16 protein-coding genes are annotated in these 17,207 nt (G+C 67.9%); 8 read left to right on the top strand and 8 right to left on the bottom strand.

Translation table 11 applies throughout. The features are described from left to right. Nucleotides 1–14: 14 nt before the first annotated feature. From ACLF6J_RS12145 to sdhC, 4 genes are read right to left on the bottom strand one after another with little or no spacing between them, the layout of a single operon-like run. The gene (locus tag ACLF6J_RS12145) at nucleotides 15–782 is read right to left on the bottom strand and encodes a succinate dehydrogenase iron-sulfur subunit (RefSeq protein ID WP_047523608.1); all 768 of its coding nucleotides are present in this window, start codon (nucleotides 780–782) and stop codon (nucleotides 15–17) included. A 2-nt stretch (nucleotides 783–784) separates the two neighbouring features. Then, complete coding sequence (gene sdhA, locus ACLF6J_RS12140) at nucleotides 785–2,611, bottom strand: succinate dehydrogenase flavoprotein subunit (protein WP_047523607.1); 1,827 nt, start codon at nucleotides 2,609–2,611, stop codon at nucleotides 785–787. 18 nt (nucleotides 2,612–2,629) lie between these two features. Further along, nucleotides 2,630–3,076: a succinate dehydrogenase hydrophobic membrane anchor subunit gene (locus ACLF6J_RS12135; RefSeq protein ID WP_047523606.1), complete on the bottom strand. Its 447-nt coding sequence runs from the start codon at nucleotides 3,074–3,076 to the stop codon at nucleotides 2,630–2,632. Continuing rightward, nucleotides 3,076–3,510 carry a succinate dehydrogenase, cytochrome b556 subunit gene (gene sdhC, locus ACLF6J_RS12130; protein WP_072591539.1) on the bottom strand — a complete coding sequence of 145 codons (435 nt, stop codon included), beginning with the start codon at nucleotides 3,508–3,510 and terminating at the stop codon, nucleotides 3,076–3,078. Before sdhC ends, ACLF6J_RS12135 begins: the two co-directional genes overlap by 1 nt. Nucleotides 3,511–3,690: 180 nt before the next feature. On the opposite strand from sdhC, the gene ACLF6J_RS12125 reads away from it, so the two are divergent. From ACLF6J_RS12125 to ACLF6J_RS12090, 8 genes are all read left to right on the top strand, one after another. Then, a complete protein-coding gene (locus tag ACLF6J_RS12125) occupies nucleotides 3,691–4,806 on the top strand; it encodes a mannose-1-phosphate guanylyltransferase (RefSeq protein ID WP_421076897.1) in 1,116 nt (371 codons plus the stop codon). Nucleotides 4,807–4,966: 160 nt separating this feature from the next. After that, a complete protein-coding gene (locus ACLF6J_RS12120) occupies nucleotides 4,967–6,079 on the top strand; it encodes a BMP family lipoprotein (protein ID WP_047523604.1) in 1,113 nt (370 codons plus the stop codon). Nucleotides 6,080–6,186: 107 nt separating this feature from the next. Further along, entirely contained in the window at nucleotides 6,187–7,701 is a 1,515-nt protein-coding gene (locus tag ACLF6J_RS12115; protein ID WP_047523603.1) for an ABC transporter ATP-binding protein, read from the top strand. After that, on the top strand, nucleotides 7,698–9,017 hold the full coding sequence (locus tag ACLF6J_RS12110; protein WP_047523602.1) for an ABC transporter permease: 1,320 nt from the start codon (nucleotides 7,698–7,700) through the stop codon (nucleotides 9,015–9,017). Before ACLF6J_RS12115 ends, ACLF6J_RS12110 begins: the two co-directional genes overlap by 4 nt. After that, nucleotides 9,014–10,300 carry an ABC transporter permease gene (locus ACLF6J_RS12105; RefSeq protein WP_047523600.1) on the top strand — a complete coding sequence of 429 codons (1,287 nt, stop codon included), beginning with the start codon at nucleotides 9,014–9,016 and terminating at the stop codon, nucleotides 10,298–10,300. Before ACLF6J_RS12110 ends, ACLF6J_RS12105 begins: the two co-directional genes overlap by 4 nt. 28 nt (nucleotides 10,301–10,328) lie before the next feature. Beyond that, nucleotides 10,329–10,727, top strand: a complete 399-nt coding sequence (locus ACLF6J_RS12100; RefSeq protein WP_047523598.1) for a cytidine deaminase — start codon at nucleotides 10,329–10,331, stop codon at nucleotides 10,725–10,727. Continuing rightward, nucleotides 10,724–12,019 carry a thymidine phosphorylase gene (locus ACLF6J_RS12095; protein ID WP_047523596.1) on the top strand — a complete coding sequence of 432 codons (1,296 nt, stop codon included), beginning with the start codon at nucleotides 10,724–10,726 and terminating at the stop codon, nucleotides 12,017–12,019. The genes ACLF6J_RS12100 and ACLF6J_RS12095 overlap by 4 nt, the downstream gene beginning before the upstream one ends. A 51-nt stretch (nucleotides 12,020–12,070) precedes the next feature. Next, the gene (locus ACLF6J_RS12090) at nucleotides 12,071–13,186 is read left to right on the top strand and encodes an adenosine deaminase (protein WP_134351762.1); all 1,116 of its coding nucleotides are present in this window, start codon (nucleotides 12,071–12,073) and stop codon (nucleotides 13,184–13,186) included. A 30-nt stretch (nucleotides 13,187–13,216) separates the two neighbouring features. Here ACLF6J_RS12090 and ACLF6J_RS12085 read toward each other — a convergent pair whose 3' ends face one another. From ACLF6J_RS12085 to ACLF6J_RS12070, 4 genes are read right to left on the bottom strand one after another with little or no spacing between them, the layout of a single operon-like run. Beyond that, a complete protein-coding gene (locus tag ACLF6J_RS12085; protein ID WP_166804648.1) occupies nucleotides 13,217–13,963 on the bottom strand; it encodes an alpha/beta hydrolase in 747 nt (248 codons plus the stop codon). A 9-nt stretch (nucleotides 13,964–13,972) separates the two neighbouring features. Beyond that, nucleotides 13,973–14,938 (bottom strand): SDR family oxidoreductase, encoded by a 966-nt coding sequence (locus ACLF6J_RS12080; protein WP_134351760.1) that lies wholly within the window; start codon nucleotides 14,936–14,938, stop codon nucleotides 13,973–13,975. Next, on the bottom strand, nucleotides 14,938–15,888 hold the full coding sequence (locus ACLF6J_RS12075; RefSeq protein ID WP_134351758.1) for a bile acid:sodium symporter family protein: 951 nt from the start codon (nucleotides 15,886–15,888) through the stop codon (nucleotides 14,938–14,940). Before ACLF6J_RS12075 ends, ACLF6J_RS12080 begins: the two co-directional genes overlap by 1 nt. Then, a complete protein-coding gene (locus ACLF6J_RS12070) occupies nucleotides 15,885–17,177 on the bottom strand; it encodes a flavin-containing monooxygenase (RefSeq protein ID WP_134351756.1) in 1,293 nt (430 codons plus the stop codon). The genes ACLF6J_RS12075 and ACLF6J_RS12070 overlap by 4 nt, the downstream gene beginning before the upstream one ends. Between the last annotated feature and the right edge of the window lie 30 nt (nucleotides 17,178–17,207).

Genomic DNA, 17,207 nt, shown 5'->3' with positions numbered 1-17,207 from the left:
TCTGAATCAGTGGGTCAGGGCTGCCCGCGGAGGATCGCCTGCTTGACCTCGGCGATCGCCTTGGTGACCTCGATGCCGCGGGGGCACGCCTCGGAGCAGTTGAAGGTCGTGCGGCAACGCCAGACGCCCTCCTTGTCGTTGAGGATGTCGAGGCGCACAGCGGCGTTGTCATCGCGCGAGTCGAAGATGAACCGGTGGGCGTTCACGATCGCTGCGGGGCCGAAGTACTGTCCGTCGGTCCAGAACACGGGGCACGACGAGGTGCACGCGGCGCACAGGATGCACTTGGTGGTGTCGTCGAAGATCTCGCGGTCGGCGATGGACTGGACGCGCTCCTTGCCCTTCTCCGGCACCGAGCTGGCGACCAGGAACGGCTGGACCTCGCGGTACGACGCGAAGAACGGCTCCATGTCGACGACGAGGTCCTTCTCCAGCGGCAGACCCTTGATGGCCTCGACGTAGATCGGCTTCGAGATGTCGAGGTCCTTGATCAGCGTCTTGCAGGCGAGGCGGTTGCGGCCGTTGATGCGCATGGCGTCGGAGCCGCAGATGCCGTGCGCACAGGAGCGGCGGAAGGTCAGCGAACCGTCGACCTCCCACTTGATCTTGTGCAGGGCGTCGAGCACGCGGTCGGTGGAGTACAGCTCCACGTCGTAGTCGACCCAGTGCGGCTCGGCGTCGACCTCGGGGTCGAACCTGCGGATGTTGAAGGTGACGATGAAGGACTGGATGGCGGTCTCTTCGGTCGTGTCGGCAGGTGCTTCTGCGATGGCAGTCGACATGCTCAGTACTTCCTCTCCATCGGCGGGTAGTTGAACTCGCCCTGCTCGTTCTTCGTGAACACCACCGGCTTCCAGTCGAGCTTGATGTGATCGCTCGGCGTGGAGGAGTGCGGGTCGCCGGTCAGGTACGCCATGGTGTGCTTCATGTACTTGTCGTCGTTGCGCTTCGGGAAGTCGTCGCGCATGTGGCCGCCGCGGCTCTCCTCGCGGTTCTGCGCGGCGTAGACGACGACCTCGGCGATGTCGAGCAGGAAGCCGAGCTCCACGGCCTCGAGGAGGTCGGTGTTGAAGCGCTTGCCCTTGTCGTCGACGTGCACGTTCTTGTACCGCTCGCGCAGCTCGGCGATGACACCGAGCACGTGCTGGAGGGACTCGTGCGTGCGGAAGACCTGCGCGCCCTTGTCCATCTCGTCCTGGAGCGTCTTGCGGAGCACGGCGATGCGCTCGGTGCCCTGGTTGTTGCGCAGATCCTCGAGCATGCCCGAGACGAATCCCGCGGGGTTCTCGGGGAGCGGCACGAACTCGGCGGTCTTGACGTACTCGACCGCGTTGCGACCTGCGCGCTTGCCGAACACGTTGATGTCGAGCAGCGAGTTGGTGCCGAGGCGGTTGGCGCCGTGCACCGAGACGCACGCGCATTCGCCGGCCGCGTAGAGACCGGGGACGACGGTGGTGTTGTCCGCGAGGACCTCGCCGTCGTTGTTCGTGGGGATGCCGCCCATGGCGTAGTGGGCGGTCGGCATGACGGGCACGGGCTCGACGACCGGGTCGACGCCCAGGTACGTGCGAGCGAACTCGGTGATGTCGGGCAGTTTGGTCTCGAGGACCTCGGCGCCCAGGTGCGTGCAGTCGAGCAGCACGTAGTCCTTGTGGGGGCCGGCGCCACGGCCGTCCAGGACCTCCTGCACCATGCAGCGCGCGACGATGTCACGAGGAGCGAGGTCCTTGATGGTGGGGGCGTAGCGCTCCATGAAGCGCTCGCCCGAGGCGTTGCGCAGGATCGCCCCCTCTCCTCGTGCGCCCTCGGTGAGGAGGATGCCGAGGCCGGCGAGACCGGTCGGGTGGAACTGGAAGAACTCGAGATCCTCGAGGGGGAGGCCCTTGCGCCAGACGATGCCGACCCCGTCGCCCGTGAGGGTGTGCGCGTTGGAGGTCGTCTTGAAGATCTTGCCGAACCCGCCGGTCGCGAAGATGACGGCCTTGGCCTGGAAAACGTGCAGCTCGCCGGTCGCCAGGTCGTAGGAGACGACTCCCGCGACCTGGGTGTTCCCGTCGGCGTCCTTCACCGTCAGCAGGTCGAGCACGTAGAACTCGTTGAAGAAGTTGATGCCGAGCTTGACGCAGTTCTGGAACAGCGTCTGCAGGATCATGTGGCCCGTGCGGTCTGCGGCGTAGCAGGCGCGGCGGACCGGGGTCTTGCCGTGCTCGGCCGTGTGTCCGCCGAAGCGTCGCTGGTCGATCTTGCCCTCGGGCGTGCGGTTGAAGGGGAGACCCATGTTCTCGAGGTCGATGACCGCGTCGATGGCCTCCTTCGCGAGGATCTCCGCGGCATCCTGATCGACGAGGTAGTCGCCGCCCTTGACGGTGTCGAAGGTGTGCCACTCCCAGGAGTCCTCTTCGACGTTGGCGAGCGCCGCGGCCATACCGCCCTGCGCCGCACCGGTGTGCGAACGCGTGGGGTACAGCTTGGAGATCACCGCGGTCTTCGCGCCGGGTCCGGCCTCGATGGCCGCACGCATCCCGGCGCCGCCGGCGCCGACGATCACGATGTCGAACTGGTGGTAGTGCACGCCGTCACGGACGACGGAATCCTGCGTCTCGGTAGTCACTTCTTCTTAGCCTTCTTCTCAGTTCCCGACCAGTGCGGCGCACTCGGACCACAGGACGCTGTCCTCGGTCACTCCCAGGCACGGGTCGAACGTGAAGACCACGAGCGTGCCGAGGATGATGAGCAGACCGGCGGCGAGGCCGAGCGCCCAGGTGAGCGCCTTACGAGCGGTGGTGTTCGTGACGTAGTCGTTCACGATCGTGCGCATGCCGTTCGCGCCGTGGATGAGCGCGAGCCACAGCATCAGGACGTCCCACCACTGCCAGAACGGCGTGGCGAACTTGCCGGCGATGAACGCGAAATCGAGGGCGTGGATGCCCTCGCCGAGCATGAGGTTGACGAAGAGGTGGCCGAAGATCAGGACGACGAGCACGATGCCCGACGCGCGCATGAAGACCCAGCCCCACTTCTCGAGGTTCACTCCGCGGCGACGGCGCACCGGGGCGGCGACGGTCTGTGCAGACATCAGTGTCCTCCTCCGAACCCGGCGAATGCGAGCATCAGGTGGCGGGGCACGAAGCCGGCCATGATGATGCCCCACACCAGCAGCACGCCCCAGAAGAGCTGGCGCTGGTACTTCGCACCCTTCGACCAGAAGTCGACGGCGATGATGCGCAGCCCGTTCATGGCGTGGAAGACGATGCCCGCGACGAGCACGACCTCACCGAGCGCCATGATGGGGTTCTTGTACGTGCCGATGACGGCGTTGTACGCCTCCGGCGACACCCTGATGAGTGCCGTGTCGAGCACGTGCACCAAAAGGAAGAAGAAGATGGCGACTCCGGTGATGCGGTGAAGCACCCACGACCACATGCCTTCGCGTCCCCGATAGAGGGTGCCGCGGGGGGTCTTTGACGTGGTTTCCGAAATCGACGGTGTCAAGCGCGCGCTCGTGGACACGGTCGTCCTCCCTGATCGATGTGCGTCGGTCGCGTGCGCTGCTCTCGTTCAAGTGTGTGCTCGTCGAAGTGGCAGGCACGCCCGATCGCTGTCCATCCTATTCCTGTCCGAACACGGGGAGCGACGAAGGCGAGCCTAAGTGTCCGCAACGGCTCAGGAGGCCGCGGGTACCCTGGCAGGGTGAGCGAGACCATCGAGGATTTCTATGCGGTCATTCCCGCCGGCGGCATCGGCAGTCGGCTGTGGCCGCTTTCCCGCGCGGATGCGCCGAAGTTCCTGCACGACCTGACGGGATCCGGGCACTCCCTGCTCCACGACACCTGGGATCGCCTGGAGCCGCTCACCGGGCCGGACCGGATCGCCGTCGTCACCGGACGCGCCCATCGCGCTGCGGTCGAGGCGGAGCTGCCGGGCATCGCCGATCTGAACGTGTTCCTGGAGTCGGAGCCGCGGGAGTCGGCGGCGGCGATCGGACTGGCCGCCGCGATCCTGCATCGCCGTGAGCCCGACGTGATCGTCGGGTCGTTCAGCGCGGATCATGTGATCCGTAGCACCCGGGTGTTCGAATTCGCCGTCCGCGACGCCGTCGAGGTCGCCCGCGAAGGCTACATCTGCACGATCGGCATCACACCGACGGAACCCGCGATCGGCTTCGGCTACATCAAGAAGGGCCCGGAGCTCGTGGTCGAGGGCGCCAGGGAGGCCGCGCTCGTGGAGAGCTTCGTCGAGAAGCCCGACCTGGACACGGCGAAGGCGTACCTGGCGGACAGGGGCTACCTCTGGAACGCCGGCATGTTCATCGCGAAGGCGAGCGTGCTGCTCGACGAGATCGCGGCGAACGAGCCGGAACTGCATGCCGGCCTGCTCGAGCTCGCCGAGGCCTGGGACGATCGCGATCGGCGCGGACCCGCGGTGGATCGAATCTGGCCGCGCCTCAAGAAGATCGCGATCGACTACGCCGTCGCCGAGCCGGCCGCTCGCCGAGGACACCTCGCGGTCGTCCCCGGGCACTTCGACTGGGACGACGTCGGCGACTTCGCCTCGCTGACCAAGCTCATCAACAACGGACGCAAGAACGACCTCGCCGTCCTGGGGCCGAACGCACGTGTGCTCACGGACGGGGCGAGCGGGATCCTGGTCAGTCAGACGTCGCGGGTGATCAGCCTGGTGGGTGTCCAGGACATCGTCGTGGTCGACACCCCCGACGCCTTGCTCGTCACCACGGTCGAGCATGCCCAGCGGGTGAAGGGCGTCGTCGAGTCACTCAAGCTCACCGGCCGGGGGGACGTGCTCTGAGGCGTGCGCCGATGAGCACGATCCCACGCTCATCCGGTGGGTTGATTTCAGCTTTGTAACCTTTGGCCAGCACATGCGGGGCGAGCGTGTGCAAAAGCTGAAACAGTAGGTAACTTTGATCGATCCGCGATGGCCGCGGGTTCGTTGAGGGAGGCATCAGTTGACCATCTCCACCACCAAGAAGCTGCTCGGCGCGACGGTCGCCGCGGGCGTCATCTTCGCACTCGCCGGCTGCGGCCAGGCCCCGACCGACAGCGGGTCGGGTTCCGAGAAGCCGGTTGACTCCGACTTCCTCCCGTGCCTCATCTCCGACGCCGGCGGATGGAACGACAAGTCGTTCAACCAGTCCGCGAAGGAAGGCATGGACGCCGCCGCCGAAGAGCTGGACATCAAGCCGCTCGAGTTCGAGTCGGCGAACGACAACGACTACGCGCCCAACCTCGAGACCGCGGTCTCCGAGGGCTGCTCGCTCATCGTCTCGGTCGGCTTCAAGCTGTCGGCTGCGACCGTCGAGTCCGCCCTCGCGAACCCCGAGATCGACTACGCGATCATCGACGACTGGGCCGACAACGACTTCGACGGCAATGTCGACGCCCCGAACATCAAGCCGCTGGTCTTCGACACGGCTCAGGCCGCCTACCTCGGTGGCTACGCCTCGGCCGCCTGGTCGGCGCAGAGCGGCGTGAACAAGGTCGGCACCTTCGGCGGGATGCAGATCCCGTCCGTCGCCGTGTTCATGGACGGCTACCAGCTCGGTGTCGAGAAGTACAACGAGGACAAGTCCGCTTCGGTCCAGGTCTTCGGTTGGGACGCCGCGACGCAGAAGGGCTCGTTCACGGGCGGCTTCGACGCGAACGACACGGCCAAGCAGACCGCTCAGGGCGTGCTCGACCAGGGCGTCGACGTGATCCTGCCCGTCGGTGGCCCGGTCTACCAGAGCGCGGCAGCGGCGATCGCCGACAGCGGCAAGGACACGCTGATGCTCGGTGTCGACAGCGACCTGGCCGTGGCTGACCCGAGCGTCGCCGACATCACCCTGGTCTCGATCATGAAGGCGATCGACGTCGCCGTGAAGGACGCGACCATCGCGGCCGCCGCCGGCGACTTCGACCCGGCCCCGTACGTGGGAACGCTCGAGAACGAGGGAGTGAAGCTCTCCGGCTTCGGTGACTTCGAGTCCCAGCTGCCCGACGGGCTCCTCGACGAACTCGCCGAGCTGCAGAAGCAGATCATCGCGGGCGACATCACGGTGGAGTCCGAGAACTCCCCGTAAGTCGTCGCAGGTCCAGCACGGGGCGAGTGGTGAGCAGGCTGCCACTCGCCCCGTGCCGTGGACGGACGATGATTCTCCTGGATGACTCTTCTGGATAAGGTGCAGATATGAAGCTCGAACTTCGCGGCATCACCAAGCGATTCGGCAGCCTCGTGGCGAACGACCACATCGACCTGGTGGTCGAACCGGGCGAGATCCACGCGCTGCTCGGCGAGAACGGCGCGGGCAAGTCCACGCTCATGAACGTCCTCTACGGCCTGTATCAGGCGGATGAGGGCGAGATCCTCCTCGATGACGAGGTGCAGCGCTTCCGCGGACCCGGTGACGCGATGGCGGCGGGGATCGGCATGGTCCACCAGCACTTCATGCTCGTTCCCGTCTTCACGGTCGCCGAGAACGTCATGCTCGGCCACGAGCAGACCAAAGCCCTCGGCACGCTCGACATCGCGAAGGCGCGAGAGCACGTGCGGTCGGTCGCGGCCCGCTTCGGATTCGACATCGACCCGGATGCGCTCGTGGGTGACCTCCCCGTCGGAGTGCAGCAGCGCGTCGAGATCATCAAGGCGCTGTCGCGCGACGCGAAGGTGCTCGTGTTCGACGAGCCGACCGCCGTGCTGACGCCGCAGGAGACCGACGAGCTGATGAACATCATGCGTCAGCTGCGCGACGAGGGCACGGCGATCGTGTTCATCACGCACAAGCTGCGCGAGGTGCGCGAGGTCGCCGACAAGATCACCATCGTCCGGCTCGGACGCGTCGTGGGTGAGGCATCGCCCACCGCGACGAACGCCGAACTCGCCTCCCTCATGGTGGGCAGGGCCGTCGAGCTCACGGTCCAGAAGGATCCGCCGCGCCTCGGCGAAGGAGGTCTCGAGGTCTCGGGACTGCGCATCCTCACGCCCACCGGCGCGATCGTCGTCGACGGCATCGATTTCTCCGTCCGCCCGGGCGAGGTCCTCGCGATCGCGGGTGTCCAGGGCAACGGCCAGACGGAACTGGTGGAGGCCATCGTCGGCCTCGCCGCCCGCGTGGAAGGCAGCATCTCCCTCGACGGCAAGGAACTCGTCGGCCGGAGCGTGCGTGCGATCCTCGACGCGGGGGTCGGGTTCGTGCCGGAGGACCGCACGGAGGACGGCCTGGTCGCCGGCTTCTCCGTCGCCGAGAACCTCATCCTGGACCGCTCGGACGATCCGGCGTTCAGTCGCGCGGGCACACTGCGCCGCGCCGCGCTCGACGAGTTCGCCCGTGCGCGCATCACCGAGTACGACATCCGTACCCAGGGGCCGGAGACGGCGGCAGGCACGTTGTCGGGCGGAAACCAGCAGAAGGTCGTCATCGCCCGTGAGATGAGCCGCGACCTGCGGCTGCTCGTCGCCGCGCAGCCGACCCGCGGCGTCGACGTCGGCTCGATCGAATTCATCCACAAACGGATCATCGAGACGCGGGATGCCGGCATTCCGGTGATCGTCGTCTCCACGGAGCTCGACGAGGTCGCGGCTCTGGCCGACCGGATCGCGGTCATGTACCGCGGCACGATCGTCGGCATCGTCCCCGGCGACACGCCCCGGGAGACGCTCGGACTCATGATGGCCGGAGCGGCCGAAGGGGAGGTGGCCGCGTGAGCGGAGCGACACCCGGCGCAGGAGATGTGACCAAGGGCATCCCGCCGCAGGAGCTCGCGACGAGCACCGGCACGGTTCCGCGCGACCCGTCCGACGTGCCGCCGCCTCCGCGCGGCAACGTCATCCTCAAGGAGATCCTCCGCGGCAACGCCGTGACGACGATCCTCGCGATCGTGCTGGCGCTCATCGTCGGCGGCATCCTCATCGCCGTCACGAACGAAGACGTGCAGGCGGCATCCGTCTACTTCTTCGCCCAGCCCGGTGACACCTTCGTCGCCGCCTGGAACGCCGTGTACAACGGCTACGAGGCGCTGTTCCGCGGGGCGATCTTCAACGCGAGGGGTGCCGACTTCGCGGCGCAGATCCGGCCGCTGACGAACACCCTCGGCTTCGCCGCCCCGCTCATCGCCGCAGGTCTCGGCGTCGCTCTGGCGTTCCGCGTCGGGCTGTTCAACATCGGTGCCCGCGGTCAGATGCTCATCGGTGTCGCCGTCGCGGCGCTGTTCACGTTCTCGCTCGACCTGCCGATCTGGCTGCACATCCCGGTCACCCTCATCGCCGGTATCGCGGGCGGTGCGCTCTGGGGTGCGATCGCAGGACTCATCAAGGCGCGCACCGGTGCGCACGAGGTGATCCTGACGATCATGCTCAACTACATCGCGTACTACCTGCTGCTGTGGATGATCCGCACGCCGGGCCTGCTGCAGAAGCCGGGCACGAACCAGGCGCTCGGCTCGGCGACGCCCGAGAGCGCGCAGTTCCCGACGCTGCTGGGCCCGCAGTTCCCGCTGCTCGACCTCGGCTTCGTGATCGTGATCGTGGCGACGCTCTTCGTCTGGTGGCTCATCGAGCGCTCCTCGCTCGGCATGCGCATGCGCGCCGTGGGGGAGAACCCGCATGCCGCGCGCGCCGCGGGTATCAGCGTGCAGCGCGTCTACGTGTACGCGATGCTGTTCGCCGGGGGGCTCGCGGGCCTCGCCGGGATGAACCAGATCCAGGGGGCGGTCACGACGGGCGTCACCGAGACCATCGACGCCGGCATCGGGTTCGACGCGATCACAGTCGCGCTCCTGGGCCGCAGCCGCGCGTGGGGCACGTTCGCGGCCGGTATCCTGTTCGGCGCGCTCAAGGCGGGCTCGTTCTCGATGCAGGCGCAGGACATCCCGGTCGACATCGTCCTCGTGGTGCAGTCGCTCGTGGTGCTGTTCATCGCTGCGCCGCCGCTGCTGCGCTCGGTGTTCTTCCTGCCGAAGACCGATGCGGAGAAGGCCGCCAAGGCGAGAGCCAAGGCCGCGAAGAAGGCGGTGGCCGCATGATGTCCCTCACTCAGACCGTGTCCGCAGGCGGCGCCGTCCAGCTCGAGACCGTCAAGGAGCGGCACCTCAAGGCGCCGATCGTCCTCGCCGTCGCCACCGCGCTGCTGGCCCTGCTTTTCCTCACCGTGCCGCGCGACGGCATCAGCACGTTCCGGCTCTCCGACCCTTCGGCGGCGCTCGGGCTCCCGGATGTCGCCTTGCCCACGGCATCGACCTTCTGGGTCGTGTTCGGCATCCTGGTGGTTCTGACGGTCGGGGCGTTCCTCCGAGCCTGGATCTACCGTCCGCCGTCCCTCTGGCTGGTCATCGCCTACAGCGTGCTCGCCGTTTTCGCGTTCCTCGTCTGGGCGTCCGCCGGGGGACTGGTCCCCGTCACGAGTCTGCTGTTCGGAGCGGTGTCCCTGTCGGTGCCGCTCGTGTTCGGTGCGTTGGGCGGGGTGATCGGCGAACGTGCCGGCGTCGTGAACGTGGCGATCGAAGGACAGCTGCTCCTCGGGGCGTTCTCCGCCGCGCTGCTCTCCAGCATCACCGGCAACCCGTTCGTCGGTCTGATCGGCGCGATGGTCGGTGGCGTCCTGGTGGCCAGCGTGCTCGCCGCGTTCGCCATCAAGTACCTCGTCGAGCAGGTCATCGTCGGTGTGGTGCTGAACGTGCTCGTCACGGGTCTCACCGGATTCCTCTACGGCGCGCTCCTCGCGCCGAACGAGGAGGCGCTGAACACGCCGGTGCGGTTCCCCCGAGTGGAGATCCCGCTGCTGAGCGACATCCCGATCATCGGACCCGTGCTGTTCAACCAGACCTTCATCGGATACCTGATGTTCGTGACCGTCGCCGTCGTCGCGTGGGGGCTGTACCGCACGCGGTGGGGCCTGCGCGTCCGCGCCGTGGGAGAGCACCCGCAGGCGGCTGACACCGTCGGCATCAAGGTGAACCCGACCCGCTTTTGGAACGTGCTGCTGGCCGGCGCGATCGCCGGCATGGGCGGCGCGTACTTCACACTCGTCTCGGTGCCGCAGTTCGGCAAGGAGATGACGGCGGGTCTCGGCTTCATCGCCCTCGCGGCCGTGATCTTCGGGCGCTGGGATCCCATCCGTGCGACGCTCGCGGCCCTGCTGTTCGGTTTCGCCACGAACCTGCAGAACCTGCTCTCGATCCTGAAGACGCCGATCCCCGGCGAGTTCATGCTCATGCTGCCGTACGTCGTGACTCTGCTCGCGGTCGCCGGGTTCGCCGGACAGATCAAGGCCCCTGCCGCCGACGGCAAGCCGTACATCAAGTCCTAGCCCTGCCGGGAAAGAGAGAAGTATCGCAATGACCGACATCGACTGGGATGAGTTGCGCCAGGTCGCCACGGAAGCCATGACGAAGGCGTACGCGCCGTACTCGCGCTATCGCGTGGGGGCGGCCGCTCTCGTCGGGGACGGGCGGATCGTGGCCGGGTGCAACGTCGAGAACGCCTCCTACGGGGTGACGCTGTGCGCGGAGTGCGCGCTCGTCGGAGACCTGCACATGTCGGGTGGCGGCCAGCTCGTCGCCTTCGTGTGCGTGAACAACGAAGGGCAGACGATCATGCCGTGCGGCCGCTGCCGTCAGCTGCTGTTCGAGCACGCGATGCCCGGGATGCTGCTCGAGACCGTCTCCGGCATCCGCACGATCGACGAGGTGCTGCCCGACGCGTTCGGGCCGCGCGACCTGGAGGACGCACGATGACGACGGTGGAGCCTTTCGACGCGGTGGATGTCATCCGCGCCAAGCGCGACGGGGGCGCGGTCCCCGAGGCCGCGCTGCGCTGGATGGTGGACGCGTACACGCGCGGCTACGTCTCGGACGCGCAGATGGCCTCGTTCGCGATGGCCGTCTTCCAGCGGGGGATGGAGCGTGACGAGATCCGCGTGCTCACCGACGCGATGATCGCCTCGGGGGAGCGGATGAGCTTCGCCTCCCTCGGCAAGAAGACCGTCGACAAGCACTCCACCGGCGGTGTCGGGGACAAGATCACGCTTCCGCTCGCGCCGCTCGTCGCGGCCTTCGGCGTAGCCGTCCCGCAGCTCAGCGGCCGCGGACTCGGTCACACCGGTGGCACGCTCGACAAGCTCGAGTCGATCCCCGGCTGGCGCGCGGCGCTCAGCAACGAGGAGATGTTCGCCCAGATGCAGGGCGACGTCGGCGCGGTCATCTGCGCCGCCGGTTCGGGGCTCGCCCCCGCCGACAAGAAGCTGTACGCGCTCCGCGACGTCACCGGAACCGTCGAAGCCATTCCGCTGATCGCCTCGAGCATCATGTCGAAGAAGATCGCGGAGGGAACGGACGCGCTGGTCCTGGACGTGAAGTTCGGCTCCGGCGCCTTCATGCAGGACATCGATCGTGCCCGCGAGCTCGCCCGCACGATGGTCGCGCTCGGCACCGATTCGGGCGTGGCGACCACCGCGCTCCTGACCGACATGAACGTCCCGCTCGGACTCGCGATCGGCAATGCCAACGAGGTCCGCGAGTCGGTGGAGATCCTCGCCGGCGGTGGTCCCGCCGACGTGCGGGAGCTGACGCTCGCCCTGGCGAGGGAGATGCTCGCACTTGCCGGACAGCCGGATGCCGACGTGGAAGCCGCCCTCGACGACGGGCGTGCGATGGACACCTGGAAGGCGATGATCCGCGCGCAGGATGGAGACCCCGACGCCCCGCTGCCCACGGCACGCGAGACGCACGTCGTCACCGCCCCGGAAGACGGTGTGCTCACGCGCCTGGACGCGCTCCCGTTCGGGGTCGCCGCCTGGCGACTGGGGGCGGGCCGTGCCAGGGCTGAGGACCCCGTGATCTTCGAGGCAGGAATCGACCTGCACGCGAAGCCGGGCGACCGCGTCACCGCCGGGCAGCCGCTCTTCACGCTGTCCGCGGCGGACGAGGCCCGCTTCCCCCGCGCGATCGAAGCTCTCGAGGGCGCCTGGGCGATCGGTGGCGAGGTGCCGGAGGCCGGTCCCATCGTGCGCGAGCGCATCACGGCGTGACCGCGGACCGCTAGCCTGAACTGAGCACATCCGCGACGGAGGAGGATCACCATGTCGATCGACGCGAACGGCGATGTCACGCTGCAGGGCGTCTCCCTGCGGAGCCTCCCCAAGGTGTCGCTGCACGATCATCTCGACGGTGCCCTGCGCCCCGCGACGATCATCGAGCTCGCGGACGCGATCGGCCTCGAGGCCCCGAAGTCCGACCCCGCGGCGCTCGGTGCCTGGTTCGCGAAGCAGAGCGACTCGGGGTCGCTGGTGGAGTACCTCAAGACCTTCGATCTGACGACCGCCGTCATGCAGACCCCGGAAGGGCTCACGCGCGTCGCGCGCGAGTTCGTCCAGGATCTCGCGGCCGATGGTGTGGTCTACGGCGAGGTGCGCTGGGCTCCGGAGCAGCACCAGGCCCGTGGACTCACGCTCGAACAGACCGTCGAAGCGGTGCAGCAGGGCATCGAAGAGGGCGAGGACGCCGCCGACCGCGATGGTCGGAGCATCCGCGTCGGCCAGTTGATCACGGCCATGCGCCACACCGATCGGGCGAGGGAGATCGCCGAGCTGGCGGTCGACTTCCGCGGTCGCGGCGCCGTCGGGTTCGACATCGCGGGGCCGGAGGACGGCTTCCCGCCGTCGAATCATCGCGCCGCGTTCGACTATCTCGCCGGCAAGTTCTTCCCGGTGACCGTACATGCGGGAGAGGCCGCGGGGCTCGCGTCGATCCGTTCGGCTCTGCTGGACGGGCGTGCGCTGCGACTGGGCCACGGCGTCCGCATCGCCGAGGACCTCCAGGTCGTGACGCAGGAAGGCGATGAGGTGCAGGTGCAGTTCGGCGACCTCGCCCGGTGGGTCCGCGACCGCGAGATCCCGCTCGAACTGTCGCCGTCCTCGAACCTGCAGACCGGGGCGATCGCGGCCTGGGGCAACACGCTGGCAGACCACCCGTTCGACCTGCTGTACCAGCTCGGGTTCTCCGTGACCGTGAACGTCGACAACCGCACCATGAGCGCCACGTCGCTCACGCGCGAGCTCGCGCTGCTCGTCGAGACTTTCGAGTACGACCTCGACGACCTCGAGACGTTCCAGTTCAACGCCGCCGCAGCTGCCTTCCTCCCGGTCGAGGAGCGGGAAGAGCTCGTCGAGTTGATCGCCGAGGGCTTCGACATCTGATCGGACGCGTCAGGCCTCGCGGGCTGAGGCTCAGGGGGCGAGCGGTGCGAGGAAGTCGTCGACCAGGCGCGTGACCTCCGCATGCATCTCCTCGGAGGAGATCGTCGGGATGCCGTCGCCGTCCTGCGGCCCGTAGTCGCCGAACGAGGCATGAGAGGCGCCGTCGATCTCGACCATCTCGGCATCCGCAGGGAGCTCATCGCGTGCATCGGCGATCTTGTCCGCCGTCGAGAGGCCGTCCTCACTGCCCGAGATGCTCAGGACCGGGAGCCCGCTCTGCGAGAGGTCGTTGGCGCAGTAGGAACCGAACAGCACCAGCGCATCGGCGTCCGGGGCGAGCTGGCAGGCGCGCACACCACCGAGCGAGTGTCCTCCGACGGCCCACACACCGACTTCCGGAGCGGCGGACGTGAAGGCATCGAGGCCCCGAGGGTCGAAGAAGGCCAGATTCAGCCAGGGGCGGGTGATCACGACCGTGACACCGTCTTCCGCGAGGCCCTGGAGGATGGCGGCATAGGCCCAGGGGTCGACCTTGGCCCCGGGGATGAAGACCAGCCCGACGTCGGACTCGCCGTCCACCGGCTCGAGCACGATCCCCTGATCGGCATCCGTCACCGTGATCTGCGGGTTCTCCTGCACCGTCGCGAGCGGCTCGGGCTCCGCGGCCATGACACCGATCTGGCTCCACGCGACGACGCCGCCGACGGCGAGCACCACCACGATCGCCAGGCTCCACAGGACGCGCTTCAGGATGCGACGGCCACGAGTCTTCTCCACGCGTCAACGTTACTCCGCGGCGCGGCCCTCACCGGCGACGGCAGGGTGCGTGCGGAGGTACTCCTCGAAAGCCTCAGCGGTCGTGCGTCGCGGTGTGTATCCGAACTCGTTCTTCAGACGTCCGTTCGCCAGCACCGGCCGATAGCGGAGGAAAGGCACCTTCTCCGGTCCGTGCTCCGTGAGGCGGAGCGTCCGTCCGATCCGGAGACCTGCGGCCAGCACCCCCGCGGGGACCACGAGCTCGGGCTTGCGCAGTCGAGCCGCGATCTCCGGCACGGTCATGCGTCCGTCCCCGGCGACGTTGAAGATCCCGGGCGGGCCGTCCGTCGCCGCACGGACCATCGCTGCGGCGACGTCGTCCACCCAGACGAAGACGAACGGGGAATCCGAACCGGCGATGCGAAGGATCCGCCTTCCGTCCCAGAGCGCGGTGATCTGATTCCGCACGGACGGACCGAGGATCGTGCCGATGCGGAAGACCACCTGCTCGAGCTCCGGGTGGGCCGTACGGTACTCGGCGAGCATCTCCTCGACCAGACGCTTGTGCCGTGCGTAGGGGAAGGCGTCGTTGCCCCGCAGCGGCTGGTCCTCCTCGATCCAGTCCGCATTGTCCGCGTGATAGCCGTAGGCGGCTCCGGAGCTGGAGACGACGATGCGGCGGACGCCGGCGTCCACGCAGGCGGCGAGGACGTTGGCCGAGCCGGTCACGTCGACGCGGTACTCGAGGGCGACGTCGCGGCCCGGATTCACGATCGCCGCCAGATGCACGACCGTGTCGATCCGGTGCTTCCGGAGCGTCGGAGCGATGGCGGCGGCATCGGTCACATCCAGTGTCTCGTCGATGATGCCGTGGCGCGGCGTGCCCGGGCGCAGGTCCGCGGCGACGACGAGTTCGACATCGTCGCGCGCGGCGAGGGCCTCGGCGACATGCGACCCGAGGAAGCCTCCGCCGCCGGTGATGAGCACCCGCGACATCAGGCGGCCTCGATGGGTGCGCGGCCGCTGCTGTCTCCGGTCGCGGTCCCCGTGCGGCGTCGCGTGTGGCGGGCCCAGAGCCCGGCGAGCACGAGACCCGCGATGATGTCCCAGATGCCCCACCAGCCCGCGACGACGGCCATGCCTCCGAGCCCGTCGAAGAACAGGAACACCAGGCCCAGACCGAGGCCGGCGTTGCGGATGCCGACTTCGAACGTCATCGCCTTGCGCTCACGGGTGCCGAGGCCGCCCACGACGGCGGTGCCGTAGCCGAGTGCGAGCGCGACGGCGTCGTGGACGGCGACGACCAGCAGGATGACACCCAGGACCTGCACGAAGACCGCCCAGTTGCCGATGAGCGCCGCCACGATGAACCCGAGCAGGGCGATCAGGCTGAACCACTTCACGAACGGCTGCACCCGCGCGCTCATCCCCGGCACTTTCGCGCGGAGGAGCAGTCCCACCGCGAAGGGGAGACCGATGATGAGGAAGATCTCCAGCAGCATCCGCCAGGGGTCGAGCGAGACATCGCGCAACAGGGCGCTGGCGGTGGGATGCAGGGACGCCCAGAACGTGATGCTGAGGGGCATCGCGAAGATGTAGATGAGGTTCCCGACCGCGGTGAGTGAGACCGAGAGCGCGACGTTGCCGCCGGCACGATGTGTCAGCACCTGCGAGATGTTGCCAGGCGGGCAGCACGCGACCAGGATCATCCCCAACGCCATCGACGGGGGGATGGGCAGCACGAGGGTCAGCAGGAACGTCGCGACGGGCAGCAGGAGCAGCTGCGCGAGGATCGCGATCACGAACGGCTTCGGGTGTTTCGCCACCACACGGAAGTCGCGTGGCGAGGTGTCCAGGGCGATGCCGAACATGATCAGCCCCAACACCACGTTCAGGATCGTCAACGTGCCGGGCGTGAACGACAGGACGACGTCGTCGATGTTCATGCCGAGGCCTCCAGTGCGCTCATCTCGCGTCGCACCGCGCTGCGATAGGCGTCCTTGTTGACGTAGTACGCCATCCGGCCGAGGCCGAGGTAGTGATAGCCGCCGGAGGTGTCCGGCCACGCCGTGCCGGTCACGCGGTCGCGGAAGCGTGCGGCCCGCGCCGGGTCGTGCTCTGCGGCGTCGAGGTAGGTCGCGAGCAGATCGGCCTGTTCGTACCGGCCCTGCCAGCCGATCCCGGAGGCCTCGATCATGCCCATCACGTACAACCCGTTGAAGGAAGCGGGGAAGACGTTGAGGAACAACCGAGGCGACGCGCCGCGCCAGTGGAGGTGTTCGCGATCCACGAACGGATAGTCCAGGGTGTAGCCGGTCGCCAGCAGCACGAGGTCGTACTCGTCCGAACCCCCGTCGCGGAAGTGCACGGTCTTCCCGTCGAACCGATCGATGTCCGCACGGATGCGCAGATCGCCCTGCCCGAGGTGGTTGAGGATGAGGGTGTTCACGATCGGGTGAGACTCGTAGATGCGGTAGTCGGGCCGGGGGAATCCGAACCGCACGGGGTCTCCCGTGAACGCACGCAGCACGCGGCTGTCGACAGCCTGCTTGATCCGCGCCGGCAGGGGGCGCCCCTGGTTGAGGGTGTCGCTCGGCTTGCCGAACAGGTAGCGCGGCACGAAGTAGTACCCGCGGCGGACACTCATATCGATCGAGTCGGCATGATGCACGGCGTCCACCGCGATGTCGCAGCCGGAGTTGCCCGCGCCGATGAGCAGCACCCGCTTGCCCCGGAGCATCTCCGGGGATTTGTAGGCGCTGGTGTGCAGCAGCTCGCCGGTGAACTCGCCGCGGAACGAGGGCACGTTCGGTTCCGCGAGGGTGCCGTTCGCCAGCACGACCCCGGCATACCAGCGGGTCTCCTCGCCGTCGGGGCCGCTGCTCGTGAGGTCCCACCCGCCGTCGCGCGGTTCGAGACGCGTGACCTTGGTCTCGAACCGGAACAGGTCGGTCAGCCCGAAGCGGTCGGCGTACTCCTGGAAGTACTCCTTCAGCACGCGGTGGCCGGGGTAGTCGACCCGGGTGCGCATCGGGAACTCCGAGAACTCGGTCGTGGTGCGGGAGGAGATCAGGTGCGCCGACTCGTACATCGTGCTGCGTGGGTTCGTGATGTCCCACAGCCCGCCGACGCCGTGGGACGCCTCGTACCCGTCGATGCCGATACCGCGCCGGTGGAGCGCACGCGCCGCGGCCAACCCCGATGGTCCCGCCCCGATGACGGCATATCTGTTCATGATGCTCCCCGCACGTCGCTGTGCTCGAAA

Origin of the sequence: Microbacterium sp. IO18 (assembly GCF_049099505.1) — a bacterium.
GTDB classification, from domain to species: Bacteria; Actinomycetota; Actinomycetes; order Actinomycetales; family Microbacteriaceae; genus Microbacterium; species Microbacterium aurugineum.
Note: the sequence above shows the minus strand (reverse complement) of the source record. Positions and strands in the feature narration are given on the sequence as shown.

Excerpts from the sequence above, each read along its gene's own strand:
- ACLF6J_RS12145 (WP_047523608.1), bottom strand. The coding sequence starts at position 782 with ATGTCGACTGCCATCGCAGAAGCACCTGCCGACACGACCGAAGAGACC.
- ACLF6J_RS12135 (WP_047523606.1), bottom strand. The coding sequence starts at position 3,076 with ATGTCTGCACAGACCGTCGCCGCCCCGGTGCGCCGTCGCCGCGGAGTG.
- ACLF6J_RS12115 (WP_047523603.1), top strand. The coding sequence starts at position 6,187 with ATGAAGCTCGAACTTCGCGGCATCACCAAGCGATTCGGCAGCCTCGTG.
- ACLF6J_RS12105 (WP_047523600.1), top strand. The coding sequence starts at position 9,014 with ATGATGTCCCTCACTCAGACCGTGTCCGCAGGCGGCGCCGTCCAGCTC.
- ACLF6J_RS12100 (WP_047523598.1), top strand. The coding sequence starts at position 10,329 with ATGACCGACATCGACTGGGATGAGTTGCGCCAGGTCGCCACGGAAGCC.
- ACLF6J_RS12095 (WP_047523596.1), top strand. The coding sequence starts at position 10,724 with ATGACGACGGTGGAGCCTTTCGACGCGGTGGATGTCATCCGCGCCAAG.
- ACLF6J_RS12090 (WP_134351762.1), top strand. The coding sequence starts at position 12,071 with ATGTCGATCGACGCGAACGGCGATGTCACGCTGCAGGGCGTCTCCCTG.
- ACLF6J_RS12080 (WP_134351760.1), bottom strand. The coding sequence starts at position 14,938 with ATGTCGCGGGTGCTCATCACCGGCGGCGGAGGCTTCCTCGGGTCGCAT.
- ACLF6J_RS12075 (WP_134351758.1), bottom strand. The coding sequence starts at position 15,888 with ATGAACATCGACGACGTCGTCCTGTCGTTCACGCCCGGCACGTTGACG.
- ACLF6J_RS12070 (WP_134351756.1), bottom strand. The coding sequence starts at position 17,177 with ATGAACAGATATGCCGTCATCGGGGCGGGACCATCGGGGTTGGCCGCG.